Raw genomic sequence first — 15110 nt, forward strand, 5'->3', positions numbered from 1 at the left:
AAGAGGACCGTTTTGTGTTAATATCGCCATTAAAAAAGAGACCATATTTGTCAAAGTGCTTTCTAGCACTTTTTATTATTCTATCGATTATGCTGCGCTTCAATAGTGGTTTTTTGGAGTTAATGGATACTGTTTTGGCCATTGTTGCCCAAGAAATTGCTAGTCATTTCTTATTTTTAGCAGGACCTGCGAATTTGTTGGGAAGCTTGTGGTTCATTTGGTTAATCAATATTTTTTGGGCGTTTTTTATTCGATCTTTGGGCTTTAAAATTGGCTCTTGGTGGGTGCTGAACGTGACTACGATTTTCTTTATCACTATGATTATTTGGTCGGCGCTGGTCTTTTTGACCTGGAATCATGGGTTGACCTTAGATCAAACGATGCCTGATTTATCATTGGCAATGTGGGCCTTGTTTTTCTTTGAATTTGATAATATCCTGGTTCGTCGATTTCATGTGGCTCACTGGGTCAAGACAGCCATTCAAACCGTCTTTGTGTTGACATGGATTGTGTTAGCTGGGAATAAAATGGTGGGCAGTGATTTGTCCTTTACCACTGTGCTGGGTGCTTTCTTATTGGCCTATACCTACTTCCGTTTAGCTGCTAGAGTTTACTTAAAGCACGTTAAAAGTTGGTTAGCTATTTTTGCAGTTGACGGTGATATTTAGGTTGTGTTAAGGTAAGAACAACAAACAAAGAGGTCGCAACGAAAATCAGTAACCCTGGGGAGTCTGGCCAAGACGAAGAATGAGGGTGAAAGGTGCTGTTGCCGAAAGGAAATTTTTGGGCCAAAGATTCTCCTTGGGCCGGTGAAGAAGATTCATCGGACTGTCGTTTTTAACGGTGCGCTTTGCTAATCATTGCTATCATTATTGAACGAATTTACCGCCTGTTTTGTTTTGTGACAAAACAGGTTTTTTATTGTTTGAAATTAATATGAAGGAGTCATGCAAATGGCTGAACAAGATCAAAATGCCATCCAGCAGGAATTGAAGACACGTCATGTCTCCATGATTGCCTTGGGTGGATCAATTGGAACGGGGCTCTTTTTGGCCTCTGGAGCAACGGTATCGCAAGCCGGGCCAATGGGGGCAATCACTGCCTACCTGGTGATGGGTGTCATGGTTTACTTCCTGATGACTTCCCTTGGTGAAATGGCAACCTATATGCCAACTACTGGTTCGTTTTCGGAATATGGAAACCGTTTTATTGAACCAGCGATGGGTTTTGCCCTCGGGTGGAATTATTGGTTTAACTGGGCGATTACCATTGCGGCTGAAGTCTCAGCAGTTGGTTTGGTTGCACAGTTTTGGTTGCCCCACGTACCGGCTTGGGTTTTCTCAGCGATTGTGTTGGCGTTGATTTTCTTGATTAATCTCTTTTCTGTTTCGACTTTTGGTGAAACAGAATTCTGGTTATCAACAATTAAGGTTGTGACCATTGTCTTCTTCTTGGCTGTCGGTGTCTTGACCATTTTTGGGGTCATTCACTCCAATCAAAACGTGATGCATAACCTGTCTGTTGGGAACCATGGTTTTGTTGGTGGTTTCCAAGGGGTCTTATCAGTATTCTTAGTTGCTGGTTTTTCATTTCAGGGAACGGAAATGGTGGGAATTACTGCCGGTGAAGCAAAGGACCCGTCAAAATCAGTACCAAAGGCGATTAACTCAGTCTTTTGGCGAATCTTGTTGTTCTATATCGGAGCGATTTTTGTGATTTCTGCTTTGGTTTATTACAAGGATCCCAATTTGTTGTCAGCTGCTAATAACAATGACATCACAGTTTCACCATTTACGATTGTCTTTAAGAATGCTGGCATTGCCTTTGCAGCTTCATTGATGAATGCGGTTATCTTGACATCGATTATTTCAGCTGCTAATTCAGCTACTTATGCTGCCAACCGGACTTTATATGCCTTGGCCAAGAAGGGCCAGGCACCAAAGGTATTTTCTAAGTTGTCAAAGTTTGGTGTCCCTTGGGCATCCCTATTGTTGACGGTTTTTGTTGGCATGTTTGCTTTCTTGTCAGACATTAAGGGCGGTAGTGAAGCCTACACTTGGTTGGTTGCTGCCTCAGGTTTGTCAGGTTTTATAGCTTGGTTAGGCATTGCCTTAGCACATTTGCGCTTCCGCCGTGCTTATGTTCGCCAGGGTAAGGATTTGAACAAGTTGGTTTACAAGGCTCGCTGGTTCCCATTTGGTCCGGTTTTAGCAATTGTTTTGTCAATCGTGGTGATTGTTTTGCAAGATCCATCTTCCTTTATTCACTTTGATTGGGAAAAGATTGGCATGACTTATTTGTCGGTGCCAATTGTCGTGATTCCATATATTGTCTATAAGATTGTTAAGAAGTCAAAGTTGATTCCGTTGGATGAGATTGATTTGGACTCAAAGGCGGAACATTAATAATCGGTTATTCGGCCGGACTTCGCTTGGGTAAGTTGTGTTTGTTAATTAATAAAAGAGCTTCCACTTTAAAGTGGAAGCTCTTTTTGTGAAAGTTCACGGCTTAGTCGCTCATTTCGGCTAAATCAAGGATAGAATTTGAGAAAAGATAGATAAAACGTTTAGCAAAAATGTCGGGTTTAACGGGTTCTTCTTGAGTAAGCCAGATGCTGATGGCGGCCATGACTTGGTTAATCGTGAGCTCGGCAAGGGTTTTTGAGGTTAGCTCGTGCTGGTTACCATTGGCACCATCAAAGTAGGGGATGAGCATGTCGATGTACTGTTGGTTTAAGTAGGGGCGCCAGGCTGGGTCTGCGACTTTTGAATAAAAAACACCGAGAAATTCATGTTTTTCATAGAGTGATGGGATAACGTTTTGAGCGAAAAAATTTAGTAATTCTTTGAAAGAACGGTTTTTGTCATGAAAGGCAAAACACTTTAACTGTTGGTATGGTTTATTATCAACGTAATAATGCAGTGATTGCGTTAGTTCTTCAATATTTTGAAAATGATTTTTGTAGATAGCTTGTCTGGAGACACCTAATTCTTCAGCGATTTTGGCTAATGAAATATCTTTTGTACTCTCAGCGACTCGGGCGACCTTCAGGTATGCGTAAAAAATGCGTTCGGTTGTCACGGGTTGGGGATTTTCCATGGTGTCCTTTCGGGTAAGTGAAAATTAATATTGTGGATTATTGAACATTATACCATCTCAGTGACCACCAAAATGGTCTTTTTCAACATAGTTTGATGGGTGAGGTTAACACCTGACAACCAAAATCCCTTGAAAAAAGAGGACAAAACTCGGTAAAATGTAACTGTTGTGACACTGCTATGTCTTTTGTTTTAGAGCAAAGAGGAGAGACTTTGCCAAGAGACAGAGCGGTCCGCGTGATGTCCGTGCGTCGTTTCACTTAATCTGCATTGGTGAGAGATGAAAGGTCCGGTTGGGGCAACGATAAAACTCCCTGGTCCTTTTAAGGTGAATAACTTTGTTGATTAGCAAGTCAGTAATTGGTGAACTGCAAGTATACATAGGTTTGGAAGTCCACAACAAAATATTTTTCAAGAATAAGATTGGTCGAAGATGAGAGCGGCCAATCTTATTCTTTTTGTTGTCTTGGGGACAAGCTTATCGAGCAATCAGTTTCAATATTTATCTTTTTTGATTTATTGAAAATACGGATTGAGGCGGATTTAACTTTTTTAATAACAATTCTGGCTGTTCCTTAAAGAAGGTGGTCTTGACGCTAATTGACAGAAACGGCCACTTTTCGTATAGCGGGTGTTTCGTAAAAACCTTAACAAGCTTGGTGAAGTAATGATAGTCCACCGGTTTCAAACAGAACGGGGTCTATCACTCGAACGCTGACAGTGGCTTTAGTTGATCATTGGATTATCCATGCAGAATATGCTGAAAGAGCTAATCGCGACGCTCACTACCTTTAAAAGCAGAGGCGAACTCGATTTGAGGCAAGTTTGGGTCTTGCTTTTTTCTTTGATAGTGGGTACAATAGTAATCAGAAACACTGTAAATAAATATGGCAGTTGGTGATCTCTTGTCCACTCAACGCCCTTATATCAGGCAATGCCCGCTCTTGGCGACAAAAACGTGGCTTGCTTTTTTTGTGCCTTATTGGCCGAAATAAGGGCTTGATTTCGCAAATTGTAATCAAATTGTAATATTTTCCCTAGTAAACAGTGAATAACAGACGAGGTGATACTGTGGCAGGACATTTAGTAAATTATGGTAAATATCGTACCCGCCGGTCATATGCCAGCATTAAAGAAGTGCTGGATCTTCCAAATTTGATCGAGGTACAACTGGCATCCTACCAATGGTTCTTAGATGAAGGAATCAAGGAGATGTTTAACGACATCATGCCAATCGAAGACTTCCAGGGTAACTTGTCTTTGGAGTACGTGGACTATCAATTGATGGAACCAAAGTACAACATCGATGAAGCTCGTGAACACGATGCGAACTACTCAGCACCATTGCACGTGACGTTGCGTTTGACAAACCATGAAACCGGTGAAATCAAGTCACAAGACGTCTTCTTTGGTGACTTTCCATTGATGACTGAACAGGGAACGTTCATCATTAACGGTGCCGAACGAGTAATTGTTTCACAATTGGTTCGCTCACCTGGAATTTATTACAACCAAGAAGCTGACAAGAATGGTCGCCCACACTTCGGGACAACAGTTATCCCCAACCGTGGTGCTTGGTTGGAATACGAAACAGACGCAAAGGGAATTGCCAACGTTCGTATCGACCGGACGCGTAAGTTGTTGATGACGGAATTGGTTCGTGCCCTTGGCTTTGGTTCAGATTCGGATATTATTGATATCTTCTCAGACGGTTACGACGCCTTGAACATGACTTTGGAAAAGGATGTTCACAAGAACATGTCTGATTCCCGTGTTGAAGAATCATTGAAGGACATTTACGAGCGTTTGCGTCCAGGCGAACCAAAGACGGCCGACTCATCACGTGCTTTGTTGGTTGCTCGTTTCTTTGATCCAAAACGTTATGATTTGGCACCAGTTGGTCGCTACAAGATCAACAAGAAGTTGTCATTGAAGACACGCTTGCTTAACCAGACTTTGGCTGAAACATTGGCCGACCCTGATTCTGGTGAAATTATTGCTGAAAAGGGAACGCTTGTTGATAAGGCTGTGATGGCCAAGTTGGCACCATTCTTGGATCGGGAAGACTTTAAGACAGTTACTTATACACCATCTGGTGATGCTGTCTTACAAGACGAAGTGGTTTTGCAAAAGATTAAGATTGAATCACCCGAAAATCCAGACAAGACTTTGCTTTTGATTGGCAACGGTCACTTGCCTGAAGACGAGCATAATGTTCGCCCAGCTGACATCTTGGCAGGAATGAACTACTTCATGAACTTGCAAGAAGGGGTTGGTCAAGTTGATGACATCGATCACTTGGGAAACCGTCGCATTCGTTCTGTTGGGGAATTGTTGCAAAATCAGTTCCGTATTGGTTTGACGCGAATGGAACGAGTTGTTCGCGAACGGATGTCAATTCAAGATGCTGCGACTGTTACGCCACAGCAATTGATTAACATTCGTCCAGTTGTTGCAGCAGTGAAGGAATTCTTCGGTTCATCACAGTTGTCACAGTTCATGGATCAGACGAACCCATTGGGTGAAATGAACCACAAGCGTCGTTTGTCAGCCCTTGGTCCTGGTGGATTGACTCGTGATCGTGCCGGTGTCGAAGTTCGAGATGTTCACTATACACACTATGGTCGAATTGACCCAATTGAAACGCCCGAAGGTCCTAACATTGGTTTGATCAACTCTTTGGCCACTTATGGTCGAATCAACAAGTATGGCTTTATTGAAACGCCATACCGCCGTGTTGATTGGGGAACTCATAAGGTTACCGAAAAGATTGATTATTTGACGGCCGATGAAGAAGATAACTATATCGTTGCCCAAGCCAACACGGAATTGGAAGACGATGGCTCATTTGTTCATAAGACTGCCATGGCCCGTTACGGTGAAGAAAACATCGAAACGCCAATCGAAAAGATTGACTATGTCGATGTTTCGCCAAAGCAGGTTGTTTCAGTCGGAACGTCGGTTATTCCTTTCTTGGAAAACGATGATTCCAACCGTGCTTTGATGGGTGCCAACATGCAGCGTCAGGCCGTGCCTTTGCTTGACCCACATGCGCCAATCGTTGGTACTGGTGTTGAATATAAGGCTGCCCACGATTCTGGTGCTGCCATTATCTCAACTGCAGCAGGTGAAGTTGAATATGTTGATGCCAAGGAAATCCGTGTCCGTCGTGAAGATGGTCAATTGGATACCTACGAGTTGATGAAGTTCCGCCGTTCAAACGGTGGTAAGAACTATAACCAAAAGCCAATTGTTAAGGTCGGGGAACAAATCGATGATGACCAGATTTTGGCAGATGGTCCATCAATGGAAAAGGGTGAACTGGCCCTTGGACAAAACCCAGTGATTGCCTTTATGACTTGGCATGGTTATAACTTCGAAGATGCCATTGTCTTGAACGAACGTTTGGTTCGTGAAGACGTTTATACATCAATTCACATCGAAGAATATGATTCAGAGGCTCGTGATACGAAGCTCGGCCCTGAAGAAATCACACGTGAAATTCCTAATACTGGTGAAGAACAGTTGAAGGACTTGGACGAAAACGGAATTATCCGTGTTGGTGCCGAGGTTAAGGATGGTGACATCCTGGTTGGTAAGGTAACACCAAAGGGTGTGACTGATTTGTCAGCCGAAGAACGTTTGCTACATGCTATCTTTGGAGAAAAGGCCCGCGAAGTTCGCGATACTTCTTTGAAGGTTCCCCACGGTGGTGGCGGAGTGGTTCAATCCGTTCGTATCTACACACCTGAAAATGGTGATGAATTGGCTCCAGGTGTTAACATGATGGTTCGTGTTTACATCGCTCAGAAGCGTAAGATTCAAGTCGGTGACAAGATGGCCGGTCGTCACGGAAACAAGGGTACTGTTTCAGTCGTTGTTCCTGAAGAAGACATGCCTTACTTGCCTGATGGAACACCAATCGACATCTTGTTGTCACCCATGGGTGTGCCATCACGTATGAACATTGGGCAGGTTTTGGAACTGCACTTGGGATTTGCCGCTAAGAAGTTGGGCATCCACGTTGCTTCCCCTGTCTTCGATGGTGCTTCAGACGATGAAATCGAAGAAGCATTGGCTGAAGCTGGTTTGCCACAAGATGGTAAGTCTGTTGTTTATGACGGACAAACTGGTGAAGCCTTTGATAAGCGTGTTGCCGTTGGTGTTATGCACTATATGAAGTTGGCCCACATGGTCGACGACAAGATTCACGCCCGTTCAATCGGCCCTTACTCTCTTGTTACGCAACAGCCATTGGGTGGAAAAGCCCAATTTGGTGGACAGCGTTTCGGAGAAATGGAAGTTTGGGCTTTGGAAGCCTATGGTGCTGCCTACACCTTGCAAGAAATCTTGACTTACAAGTCGGATGATGTTGCTGGTCGTGTAAAGGTTTATGAATCAATCATCAAGGGTGACGCAATCCCTAAGCCTGGTGTGCCAGAATCATTCCGTGTCCTGGTGAAGGAATTGCAAGCCTTAGGTCTGGATATGCGTGTCTTGGACCAAGAAGGTGAAGCCGTTCAATTGAAGCAGATGGATGAAGACGATTCAGTCTTACCAGTTGATGCTTTGGAAAAGTTGGCCCGTACGAACCCTGATTTGCTTAACCGCGATGATGAAGAAGTTAAGGTAGCCTTTGATAAGGTAGAAGAAGACGCTGGTCAAAACTCTACTGATGAACAAGAATAATTAAAAGAAAGGTGACCGAATAGATGGCAATCGATGTTAATAAATTCGAGAGTATGCAAATCGGTCTGGCCTCACCTGATCAAATCCATGACTGGTCTCATGGGGAAGTCAAGAAGCCAGAAACGATTAACTATCGTACTCTTAAGCCTGAAAAAGATGGTTTGTTCGATGAACGAATCTTTGGCCCAACAAAGGATTACGAATGTGCTTGTGGAAAGTATAAGCGGATCCGTTATAAGGGAATCGTTTGTGACCGCTGTGGTGTTGAAGTTACTTCTGCCAAGGTTCGTCGTGAACGCATGGGTCACATTGAATTAGCTGCCCCAGTTACCCATATCTGGTACTTCAAGGGAATTCCATCACGAATGGGATTGGTCTTGGACATGTCACCACGATCATTGGAAGAAGTGATCTATTTTGCTTCTTATGTCGTTGTTGACCCAGGGGATGCTCCTGTTGAAAAGAAGCAATTGCTTACTGAACGTGAGTACCGTGATTACAAGAAGGAATTCGGTGCAAACTTTAAGGCTGGCATGGGTGCTGAAGCTGTCAAGGAACTGTTGGCCAGTGTTGATTTGGCCGGTGAAGCTGATGCCTTGAAGCATGAATTACAAGAAGCAACAGGCCAAAAGCGTGTGCGCGCGGTTCGTCGTTTGGACATTATTGAAGCCTTCTTGCAATCAGACAACAAGCCAGAGTGGATGGTGATGGATGTTATCCCGGTTATCCCACCTGACTTGCGTCCGATGGTTCAATTGGAAGGTGGCCGTTTTGCCACATCTGATTTGAACGATTTGTATCGTCGTGTTATCAACCGTAACAACCGTTTGAAGCGTTTGTTTGACTTGCATGCTCCAGGAATCATTGTTCAAAATGAAAAGCGGATGTTGCAAGAAGCTGTTGATGCCTTGATGGATAACGGTCGTCGTGGCCGTCCCGTTTCTGGTCCTGGTAACCGTCCTTTGAAGTCTTTGTCTCACATGTTGAAGGGAAAGCAAGGCCGGTTCCGTCAGAACTTGTTGGGTAAGCGTGTTGATTACTCAGGACGTTCTGTTATCGATGTTGGTCCGTTCTTGAAGATGAACCAAATGGGATTGCCACGTCCAATGGCAATTGAATTGTTCCGTCCATTTATCATGCGCGAATTGACAAAGCGTGGCCTTGCTGGCAACGTTAAATCAGCTAAGCGTAAGATTGATAAGGCCGACGAAGACGTCATGGACGTTTTGGAAGACGTTATCAAGGAACACCCAGTGCTTTTGAACCGAGCACCGACATTGCACCGTCTTGGAATTCAGGCCTTTGAACCGGTTTTGGTTTCAGGAAAGGCGATGCGTTTGCACCCATTGATCTGTGAAGCGTATAATGCCGACTTCGATGGTGATCAGATGGCCATTCACGTGCCTTTGTCTGATGAAGCGCAAGCGGAAGCCCGGTTGTTGATGTTGGCTGCTGGTCACATCTTGGCACCCAAGGACGGAAAGCCAATCGTTGCTCCTTCACAGGATATGGTGATTGGTAACTATTACTTGACGACTGAAGAAGCTGGTCGTGAAGGTGAAGGCATGATTTTCTCATCGATTGATGAAGCTCGGATTGCTTTTGCTAACAAGCTAGTGCACTACCAAACTCGTGTTGGTATTCAAACTTCTTCATTTTCAGAAAAGAAGCCATTTACTGATGACCAACGGTCAAAGATCATGGTCACCTCAGTTGGTAAATTGATTTTCAATGAAATCTTGCCAGTTGAATTCCCATTCATCAATGAACCATCTGATGATAATTTCCAGGGAGTTTCCGATGACTTCTTTATGGAACCAGGGGAAAACATTCACGAATTTTTAGCTGACCGTGAAATCATTAAGCCATTCAAGAAGGGCTTCTTGTCTGATATCATCGCTGAAGTCTACAAGCGTTACAAGGTGACGGAAACGTCATTGCTTTTGGATCGCATGAAGGACTTGGGCTATGACATTTCAACGCAATCTGGTTTGACGGTTGCGATGACCGATGTAACTGAATTGGCTGACAAGCCAAAGATTTTGGCTGATGCACACGCCGAAGTTGAACAAGTAACGAAGCAATTCCGTCGTGGTTTGATTACAGATTCAGAACGTTACCAACGTGTTATTGATATCTGGTCAAAGGCTAAGGATGTTATCCAAGACGAATTGATGGCTACTTTCGACACTCGTAACCCAATCTACATGATGCAGGATTCAGGTGCTCGTGGTAACATCTCGAACTTCGTTCAGTTGGCTGGAATGCGTGGTTTGATGGCCGGGCCTGGTGGTAAGATTATCGAATTGCCAGTTACCTCAAACTTCCGTGATGGTTTGACTGTGATGGAAATGTTTATCTCAACCCACGGTGCTCGTAAGGGTATGTCTGATACGGCCTTGAAGACGGCCAACTCAGGTTACTTGACTCGTCGTTTGGTTGATGTTGCTCAGGACGTTATTGTTCGTGAATACGACAACGGTTCTGATCGTGGTGTGGCTGTTAAGGCAATCGTTGATGGTAGCTCAGTGGTTGAACCATTGTACGACCGAATTCTTGGTCGCTATGCTATGAAGACTGTCTTTGACCCAGAAACTGGTGAAAAGATTGTTGCTCGCAACGAAATGATTGATGAAGATGCCGCTAAGAAGATTGATGCTGCCGGTATTGAAGAAGTCACGATTCGCTCTGTCTTTACATCAACGACGGAACACGGCGTTTCTGTCTTGGATTATGGCCGGAACTTGGCTACTGGTGAAGAAGTCGAAGTTGGTGAAGCCGTTGGTACTGTTGCCGCTCAATCAATCGGAGAACCTGGTACGCAGTTGACCATGCGTAACTTCCACACGGGTGGTGTTGCCGGTGGAAACGATATTACACAAGGTTTGCCTCGTGTGCAGGAAATTGTTGAAGCTCGTATTCCTAAGGGACGTGCTGAAATTTCTGAAGTAACTGGTAAGGTTACCACGATTGAGGAAAACCCAGCCGAACGTACAAAGGAAGTCACAATTGAAGGTGAGACGGATACCCGGACTTACACCTTGCCTTTGGCTGCTCGGATGCGCTTTGGTGAAGGCGACATGATTAACCGTGGTGATGCGATTAATGAAGGACCAATTGATCCAAAGGAATTATTGGCCGTAACAGATACGTTGACTGCTGAATCATACATGTTGTCAGAAATCCAAAAGGTTTATCGTTTGCAGGGAATTGAAGTTTCTGATAAGCACATCGAAGTGATGATTCGTCAGATGTTGCGTAAGGTACGTGTCATGGATCCAGGTCAGACGGATTTGTTGCCTGGAACTTTGATGGATATTGCGGACTTCAAGCGGGCTAACGAACCAGCTTTGTTTGCTGGTAAGGTTCCCGCAACTGCTCGTCCTGTTTTGCTTGGAATTACAAAGGCTGCCTTGGAGACTAACTCATTCTTGTCAGCTGCCTCATTCCAAGAAACAACGCGTGTCTTGACGGATGCTGCTATCCGTGGCAAGAACGATCCACTTGTCGGTTTGAAGGAGAATGTTATCATTGGTAAGATTATCCCTGCCGGTACTGGAATGGCTGAATATCGTAAGATTAAGCCAGAAGTTGTTGGTGAAGTTGTTGACCAACCCGAAGAAAAAGACATTCAATCTTTGGACCAGGTTGCCCAAACAATTGATGGTCAAGACTAAAAGAATCAAGGGAAAACCAGCGAAAGCTGGTTTTTTTATTGTTCAAAGTCCCTGAGTAGGGTAGACTAGGAGTAGATTTAAAAACGAGGCGACCATGAAAAAAGTAAAGATTGACTGGATTGATTGGATCCAAAAGCTGAATAAAAAACAACTTTGGGCAATGGTGATCATCCCGACAGTGCTCCTATTAGTTTTGTTGTTGGTCCGCATTAAAACTGGGAACGAAGCCTATAATCAAAATTGGTTTGTTTATTTTTTTGCGGTCCTTTACGTTGTCGCATTTAGTCCAATTGGTGAACAAATCCAATTTCGTTTGTTTCCACAATCGATTCCTCATAACCAATACCAGGTGACCACTTGGTCGCAATGGAAACAGGCCATGATTACGGCTACTGTTTTGATGATTATTTCGCTTTTATTTTGGCCAATTCAAAAGCAAGGTGAAATTGCGACTCATTTGATTGCGGCCATCATCGTTGGTTTTTTGTCCATGTGGACGATTCGAATGGTGCAGGGAATGCGGCGAGAAAAGAATAGGCGCTAAGTCAATCACTCGTTATCAGTCAGCGAATTTTCGACTGAGGCGAGTGTTTTGCCTTTTGCAAGAAATGTTATTGAGGCCTTAATTTTGTAAAATCAGGACAAGATTAGCCTGATTACTTGTTGAGAGCTAACAAAATTGGTACTGTCTAGGTGTCGCTAGCCTAGTTGAGCCAAAACTGAAAGAGATATTGAATGGAACAACTTGACTATAAACAGATGAATGGGCTGTCTTTAGCTTACATCGGTGATGCGATTTATGAATTAACAGTCCGCAATCACCTGGTTGCCATGGGATTAACGAAAGTGAACGACTTACAAAAAAAGTCACGGCACTATGTCTCGGCCAAAGCGCACGCCGCCTTGTACCAATTGATGGAAGATGATCAATTGCTCAGTGAGAATGAGTTAACTTATTTTAAGCGTGGTCGCAATGCCAAGTCATATACCAAGGCTAAAAATACCAATGTTGTGGCATACCGGATTTCAACTGGTGTGGAAGCAATGATTGGTTACTTGTACTTGTCTAATCAAGAAGAGCGTTTACAAACGATGATGGAATGGATTTTCGACCAAGTGGAAAGCGGGAGAACGAACAATGTCTAATGAGCAAGCACCAGCCTTTATTTACGGTCACCATGCCGTTGTTGAGGCTTTAAAACAGAAAACAGCAATCAACAAGCTGTGGTTACAGCCTGGTTTGCAGCCAAAAGTAGAGCGGGAAGTGAGCCAATTAGCTAAGCAACAGGGCATTGTTATCCAACAAGCGCCCAAGGCAAAGTTGGATGAGTTAGCCGATGGGGGTAATCACCAGGGCTTGGTTTTGTCAGTGGCTGCCTTTACTTATGCTAGTCTAGATGACTTGTTTGACAAGGCTCAGAGTAAAAATGAGGATCCTTTTTTCCTGATTTTGGATGAAATTGAGGATCCCCATAACTTAGGATCAATTTTGCGAACGGCTGATGCTGCTGGTGTTCATGGTGTCATTATCCCCAAGCGTCGAGCAGTGCAACTGACGGGAACGGTGGCGAAAAGTTCTACAGGTGCAATTGAGCACGTCCCGGTTTGTCGCGTGACGAATTTGGTGCAAACAGTTAAGACATTGAAAGAACGTGGCGTTTGGATCTTTGGTACTGACATGGCCGGACAAGATTATCGGACATGGGATGCCAAAGGTGCTACGGCCCTGGTTATTGGAAATGAAGGGAAAGGAATTTCACCCTTACTGAAAAAACAGGTTGATGGTATGTTAACCATTCCAATGATTGGTCATGTTCAATCGTTGAATGCCAGTGTGGCTGCTAGTTTATTGATCTATCAAGGATATAGTTCAAGGCACCCTCTTTAAGGGGCCTTGTGTTCACAAAGCCCCCCGCTAAAGGAGGCTTTTTTGATGGAAAGAAGACCATTACGGGAAGGGAGCCACGAAGTGCTCCTAGCGCAACAGGGTGATGAAGAGGCTTTTGTGACCCTCTATCGTCGTCATGTGGGCATGGTATGGCTGGTCTACGGTAACTATTTGACGAATGTTTGTCGCGCAGATGATTGGGAAGCGGATGCTCTCGAAGCCATGTTGCACTGCCTAAGACGTTATGATGTGCAAAAGGCTCGGGCAAAGTTTTCAACATACTTAATGGCTGCTTTACGTAATCGGGCGATTGACTATATTCGGAAGCAAAATACAAAGCAGGAGCAGTTTAACCGTGCGATGACACGTTTTGATGCCAGCCAGGATTTGCCTGTTGTGGTTGCTGAACCGACGGGAACCCCGGAACAACAATGTATTGCCCGTGAAACTCTAGCGGAAGTTTTAAACTTTCGCAAAGGTGAAGTTGCTCATATTATTAGTTTTCTGATTGGTGATGGGCGAATTTTATTGCAACCACATGAATCGAGTCATCAAGTTACTAGGGTGCAATACCGGTTGAAGCAGGCTTATTTGCGGCGGCTCTATGAGTGAATGTTGAAAAGCAGGCCTAAAGATGCTATGATGCTAGTTAGTGAGGTAACTTTATGCCAAGTCAAAAAGCATCATTGGCCTGTGAGGTCTGTGGATCAAGAAATTATACCGTTACCCTGGCAAAGGGGCGGGTAGAGCGCTTGAGCGTCAAAAAGTTTTGTCCCCATTGCAAAAAGCATACGCTCCACCGAGAAACAAAGTGAGGTAGTGAACCATGATTACATACTTTAAAAATGTCGCTGCAGAAATGCGCAAAGTTTCTTGGTTGTCAATGGAACAAACAACAAAAGAAACGGTTGCTGTTATTAGTATCTCAATCGTTTTTGCCGTCATTATTGGTGCATCAGATTGGCTTTTGCAACAAGGTGTCAATTTGTTCTTGGCACGATAAGTCGGAATATAGTATACTAAAGGCAGTTAGAAGAGTCAGCGGACTCTTTTTTATTTGCAATTCAAGGAGGAAGGGCATTTGCCCGAAATAACCATGACTGAAGAAATCGAAAAAGCTTGGTTCGTTGTCCACACATATTCAGGTTACGAACACAAGGTTCAAGCAAACTTGGAATCACGAACACAAACAATGGGAATGGCCAATCAAATTTTCCGGATTTTGGTGCCAGAACAAGAAGTTTCGACTGTTCAAGATGGTGAAGTGAAGACTTCCATCGAAAATGATTTCCCTGGCTATGTCTTGGTTGAAATGGCCACTCCACAAGATGGTAATATGACTGATGAAGCTTGGTATGTTGTTCGTAACACGCCAGGTGTTACCGGATTCTTGGGTTCTCACGGAGCCGGATCAAAGCCAAACTCTTTGTTGCCTGAAGAAGTTGAATTGTTGATGAAGCGCATGGGAATGACTGGTCAAGCCACTGTTGATTTGGATATCGAAGTTGGTCAAACAATCAAGATTGTTGCTGGTCCATTTAACGGGATGGAAGGAATTGTCCGTGCCATTGACAATGAAAAGCAAGAAGTTGAAGCAACAGTTGAGGTCTTTGGTCGTGAAACGCCAACAGAACTTGGCTTCAACGATATCGATACAAATTTTTAATTAGAGTTTAGACCGAGTACAAATGCCTTTGTTGTTGGGTTTAAAGAAAAAACGTCCTTTACTTGGGACGTTTTTTTTGATATACTAATCTG

The 15110-nt window shown here is 43.9% G+C and carries 12 protein-coding genes and 1 riboswitch; of the genes, 11 read left to right on the forward strand and 1 reads right to left on the reverse strand.

Annotation, left to right across the window (positions count from 1 at the left end; translation table 11 throughout):
* Window positions 1-47 precede the first annotated feature (47 nt).
* The gene (locus ACSYSR_RS03455; RefSeq protein WP_489816131.1) at window positions 48-668 is read left to right on the forward strand and encodes a hypothetical protein; all 621 of its coding nucleotides are present in this window, start codon (window positions 48-50) and stop codon (window positions 666-668) included.
* A gap of 19 nt (window positions 669-687) precedes the next feature.
* A riboswitch (Lysine riboswitch) is annotated at window positions 688-859 on the forward strand.
* Between the two features lie 94 nt (window positions 860-953).
* Window positions 954-2405, forward strand: coding sequence for an amino acid permease (locus tag ACSYSR_RS03460; protein ID WP_252773352.1), 1452 nt, complete (start codon window positions 954-956; stop codon window positions 2403-2405).
* 103 nt (window positions 2406-2508) lie between these two features.
* On the opposite strand, the gene ACSYSR_RS03465 is transcribed toward ACSYSR_RS03460, so the two are convergent.
* Entirely contained in the window at window positions 2509-3099 is a 591-nt protein-coding gene (locus ACSYSR_RS03465; RefSeq protein ID WP_489816130.1) for an HTH domain-containing protein, read from the reverse strand.
* 1070 nt (window positions 3100-4169) lie between these two features.
* Between ACSYSR_RS03465 and rpoB the strand changes: the two genes are divergently transcribed.
* The 9 genes from rpoB (at window position 4170) to nusG (ending at window position 15018) form a co-directional block, all read left to right on the forward strand.
* On the forward strand, window positions 4170-7787 hold the full coding sequence (gene rpoB / locus ACSYSR_RS03470) for a DNA-directed RNA polymerase subunit beta (protein WP_252773354.1): 3618 nt from the start codon (window positions 4170-4172) through the stop codon (window positions 7785-7787).
* Window positions 7788-7810: 23 nt separating this feature from the next.
* On the forward strand, window positions 7811-11464 hold the full coding sequence (gene rpoC, locus ACSYSR_RS03475) for a DNA-directed RNA polymerase subunit beta' (RefSeq protein ID WP_252773355.1): 3654 nt from the start codon (window positions 7811-7813) through the stop codon (window positions 11462-11464).
* A 94-nt stretch (window positions 11465-11558) separates the two neighbouring features.
* Window positions 11559-12008 carry a hypothetical protein gene (locus ACSYSR_RS03480; RefSeq protein WP_489816129.1) on the forward strand — a complete coding sequence of 150 codons (450 nt, stop codon included), beginning with the start codon at window positions 11559-11561 and terminating at the stop codon, window positions 12006-12008.
* 191 nt (window positions 12009-12199) lie between these two features.
* A complete protein-coding gene (locus ACSYSR_RS03485) occupies window positions 12200-12610 on the forward strand; it encodes a Mini-ribonuclease 3 (protein WP_252773357.1) in 411 nt (136 codons plus the stop codon).
* Entirely contained in the window at window positions 12603-13352 is a 750-nt protein-coding gene (gene rlmB / locus ACSYSR_RS03490) for a 23S rRNA (guanosine(2251)-2'-O)-methyltransferase RlmB (protein ID WP_252773358.1), read from the forward strand. Before ACSYSR_RS03485 ends, rlmB begins: the two co-directional genes overlap by 8 nt.
* 45 nt (window positions 13353-13397) lie before the next feature.
* Entirely contained in the window at window positions 13398-13964 is a 567-nt protein-coding gene (locus tag ACSYSR_RS03495) for an RNA polymerase sigma factor (protein WP_489816128.1), read from the forward strand.
* Window positions 13965-14017: 53 nt separating this feature from the next.
* Complete coding sequence (gene rpmG / locus ACSYSR_RS03500) at window positions 14018-14167, forward strand: 50S ribosomal protein L33 (RefSeq protein ID WP_252773360.1); 150 nt, start codon at window positions 14018-14020, stop codon at window positions 14165-14167.
* An 11-nt stretch (window positions 14168-14178) separates the two neighbouring features.
* The gene (gene secE / locus ACSYSR_RS03505) at window positions 14179-14355 is read left to right on the forward strand and encodes a preprotein translocase subunit SecE (RefSeq protein WP_252773361.1); all 177 of its coding nucleotides are present in this window, start codon (window positions 14179-14181) and stop codon (window positions 14353-14355) included.
* 93 nt (window positions 14356-14448) lie between these two features.
* Window positions 14449-15018: a transcription termination/antitermination protein NusG gene (nusG, locus tag ACSYSR_RS03510; protein ID WP_047974799.1), complete on the forward strand. Its 570-nt coding sequence runs from the start codon at window positions 14449-14451 to the stop codon at window positions 15016-15018.
* The last annotated feature ends 92 nt before the right edge of the window (window positions 15019-15110 follow it).

It is taken from the genome of Fructobacillus sp. ESL1096, from assembly GCF_058511985.1.

Coding starts and splice junctions, on each gene's coding strand:
- ACSYSR_RS03460 (WP_252773352.1), top strand. CDS start 954: ATGGCTGAACAAGATCAAAATGCCATCCAGCAGGAATTGAAGACACGT.
- ACSYSR_RS03465 (WP_489816130.1), bottom strand. CDS start 3,099: ATGGAAAATCCCCAACCCGTGACAACCGAACGCATTTTTTACGCATAC.
- rpoC (WP_252773355.1), top strand. CDS start 7,811: ATGGCAATCGATGTTAATAAATTCGAGAGTATGCAAATCGGTCTGGCC.
- ACSYSR_RS03480 (WP_489816129.1), top strand. CDS start 11,559: ATGAAAAAAGTAAAGATTGACTGGATTGATTGGATCCAAAAGCTGAAT.
- ACSYSR_RS03485 (WP_252773357.1), top strand. CDS start 12,200: ATGGAACAACTTGACTATAAACAGATGAATGGGCTGTCTTTAGCTTAC.
- rlmB (WP_252773358.1), top strand. CDS start 12,603: ATGTCTAATGAGCAAGCACCAGCCTTTATTTACGGTCACCATGCCGTT.
- ACSYSR_RS03495 (WP_489816128.1), top strand. CDS start 13,398: ATGGAAAGAAGACCATTACGGGAAGGGAGCCACGAAGTGCTCCTAGCG.
- rpmG (WP_252773360.1), top strand. CDS start 14,018: ATGCCAAGTCAAAAAGCATCATTGGCCTGTGAGGTCTGTGGATCAAGA.
- secE (WP_252773361.1), top strand. CDS start 14,179: ATGATTACATACTTTAAAAATGTCGCTGCAGAAATGCGCAAAGTTTCT.
- nusG (WP_047974799.1), top strand. CDS start 14,449: ATGACTGAAGAAATCGAAAAAGCTTGGTTCGTTGTCCACACATATTCA.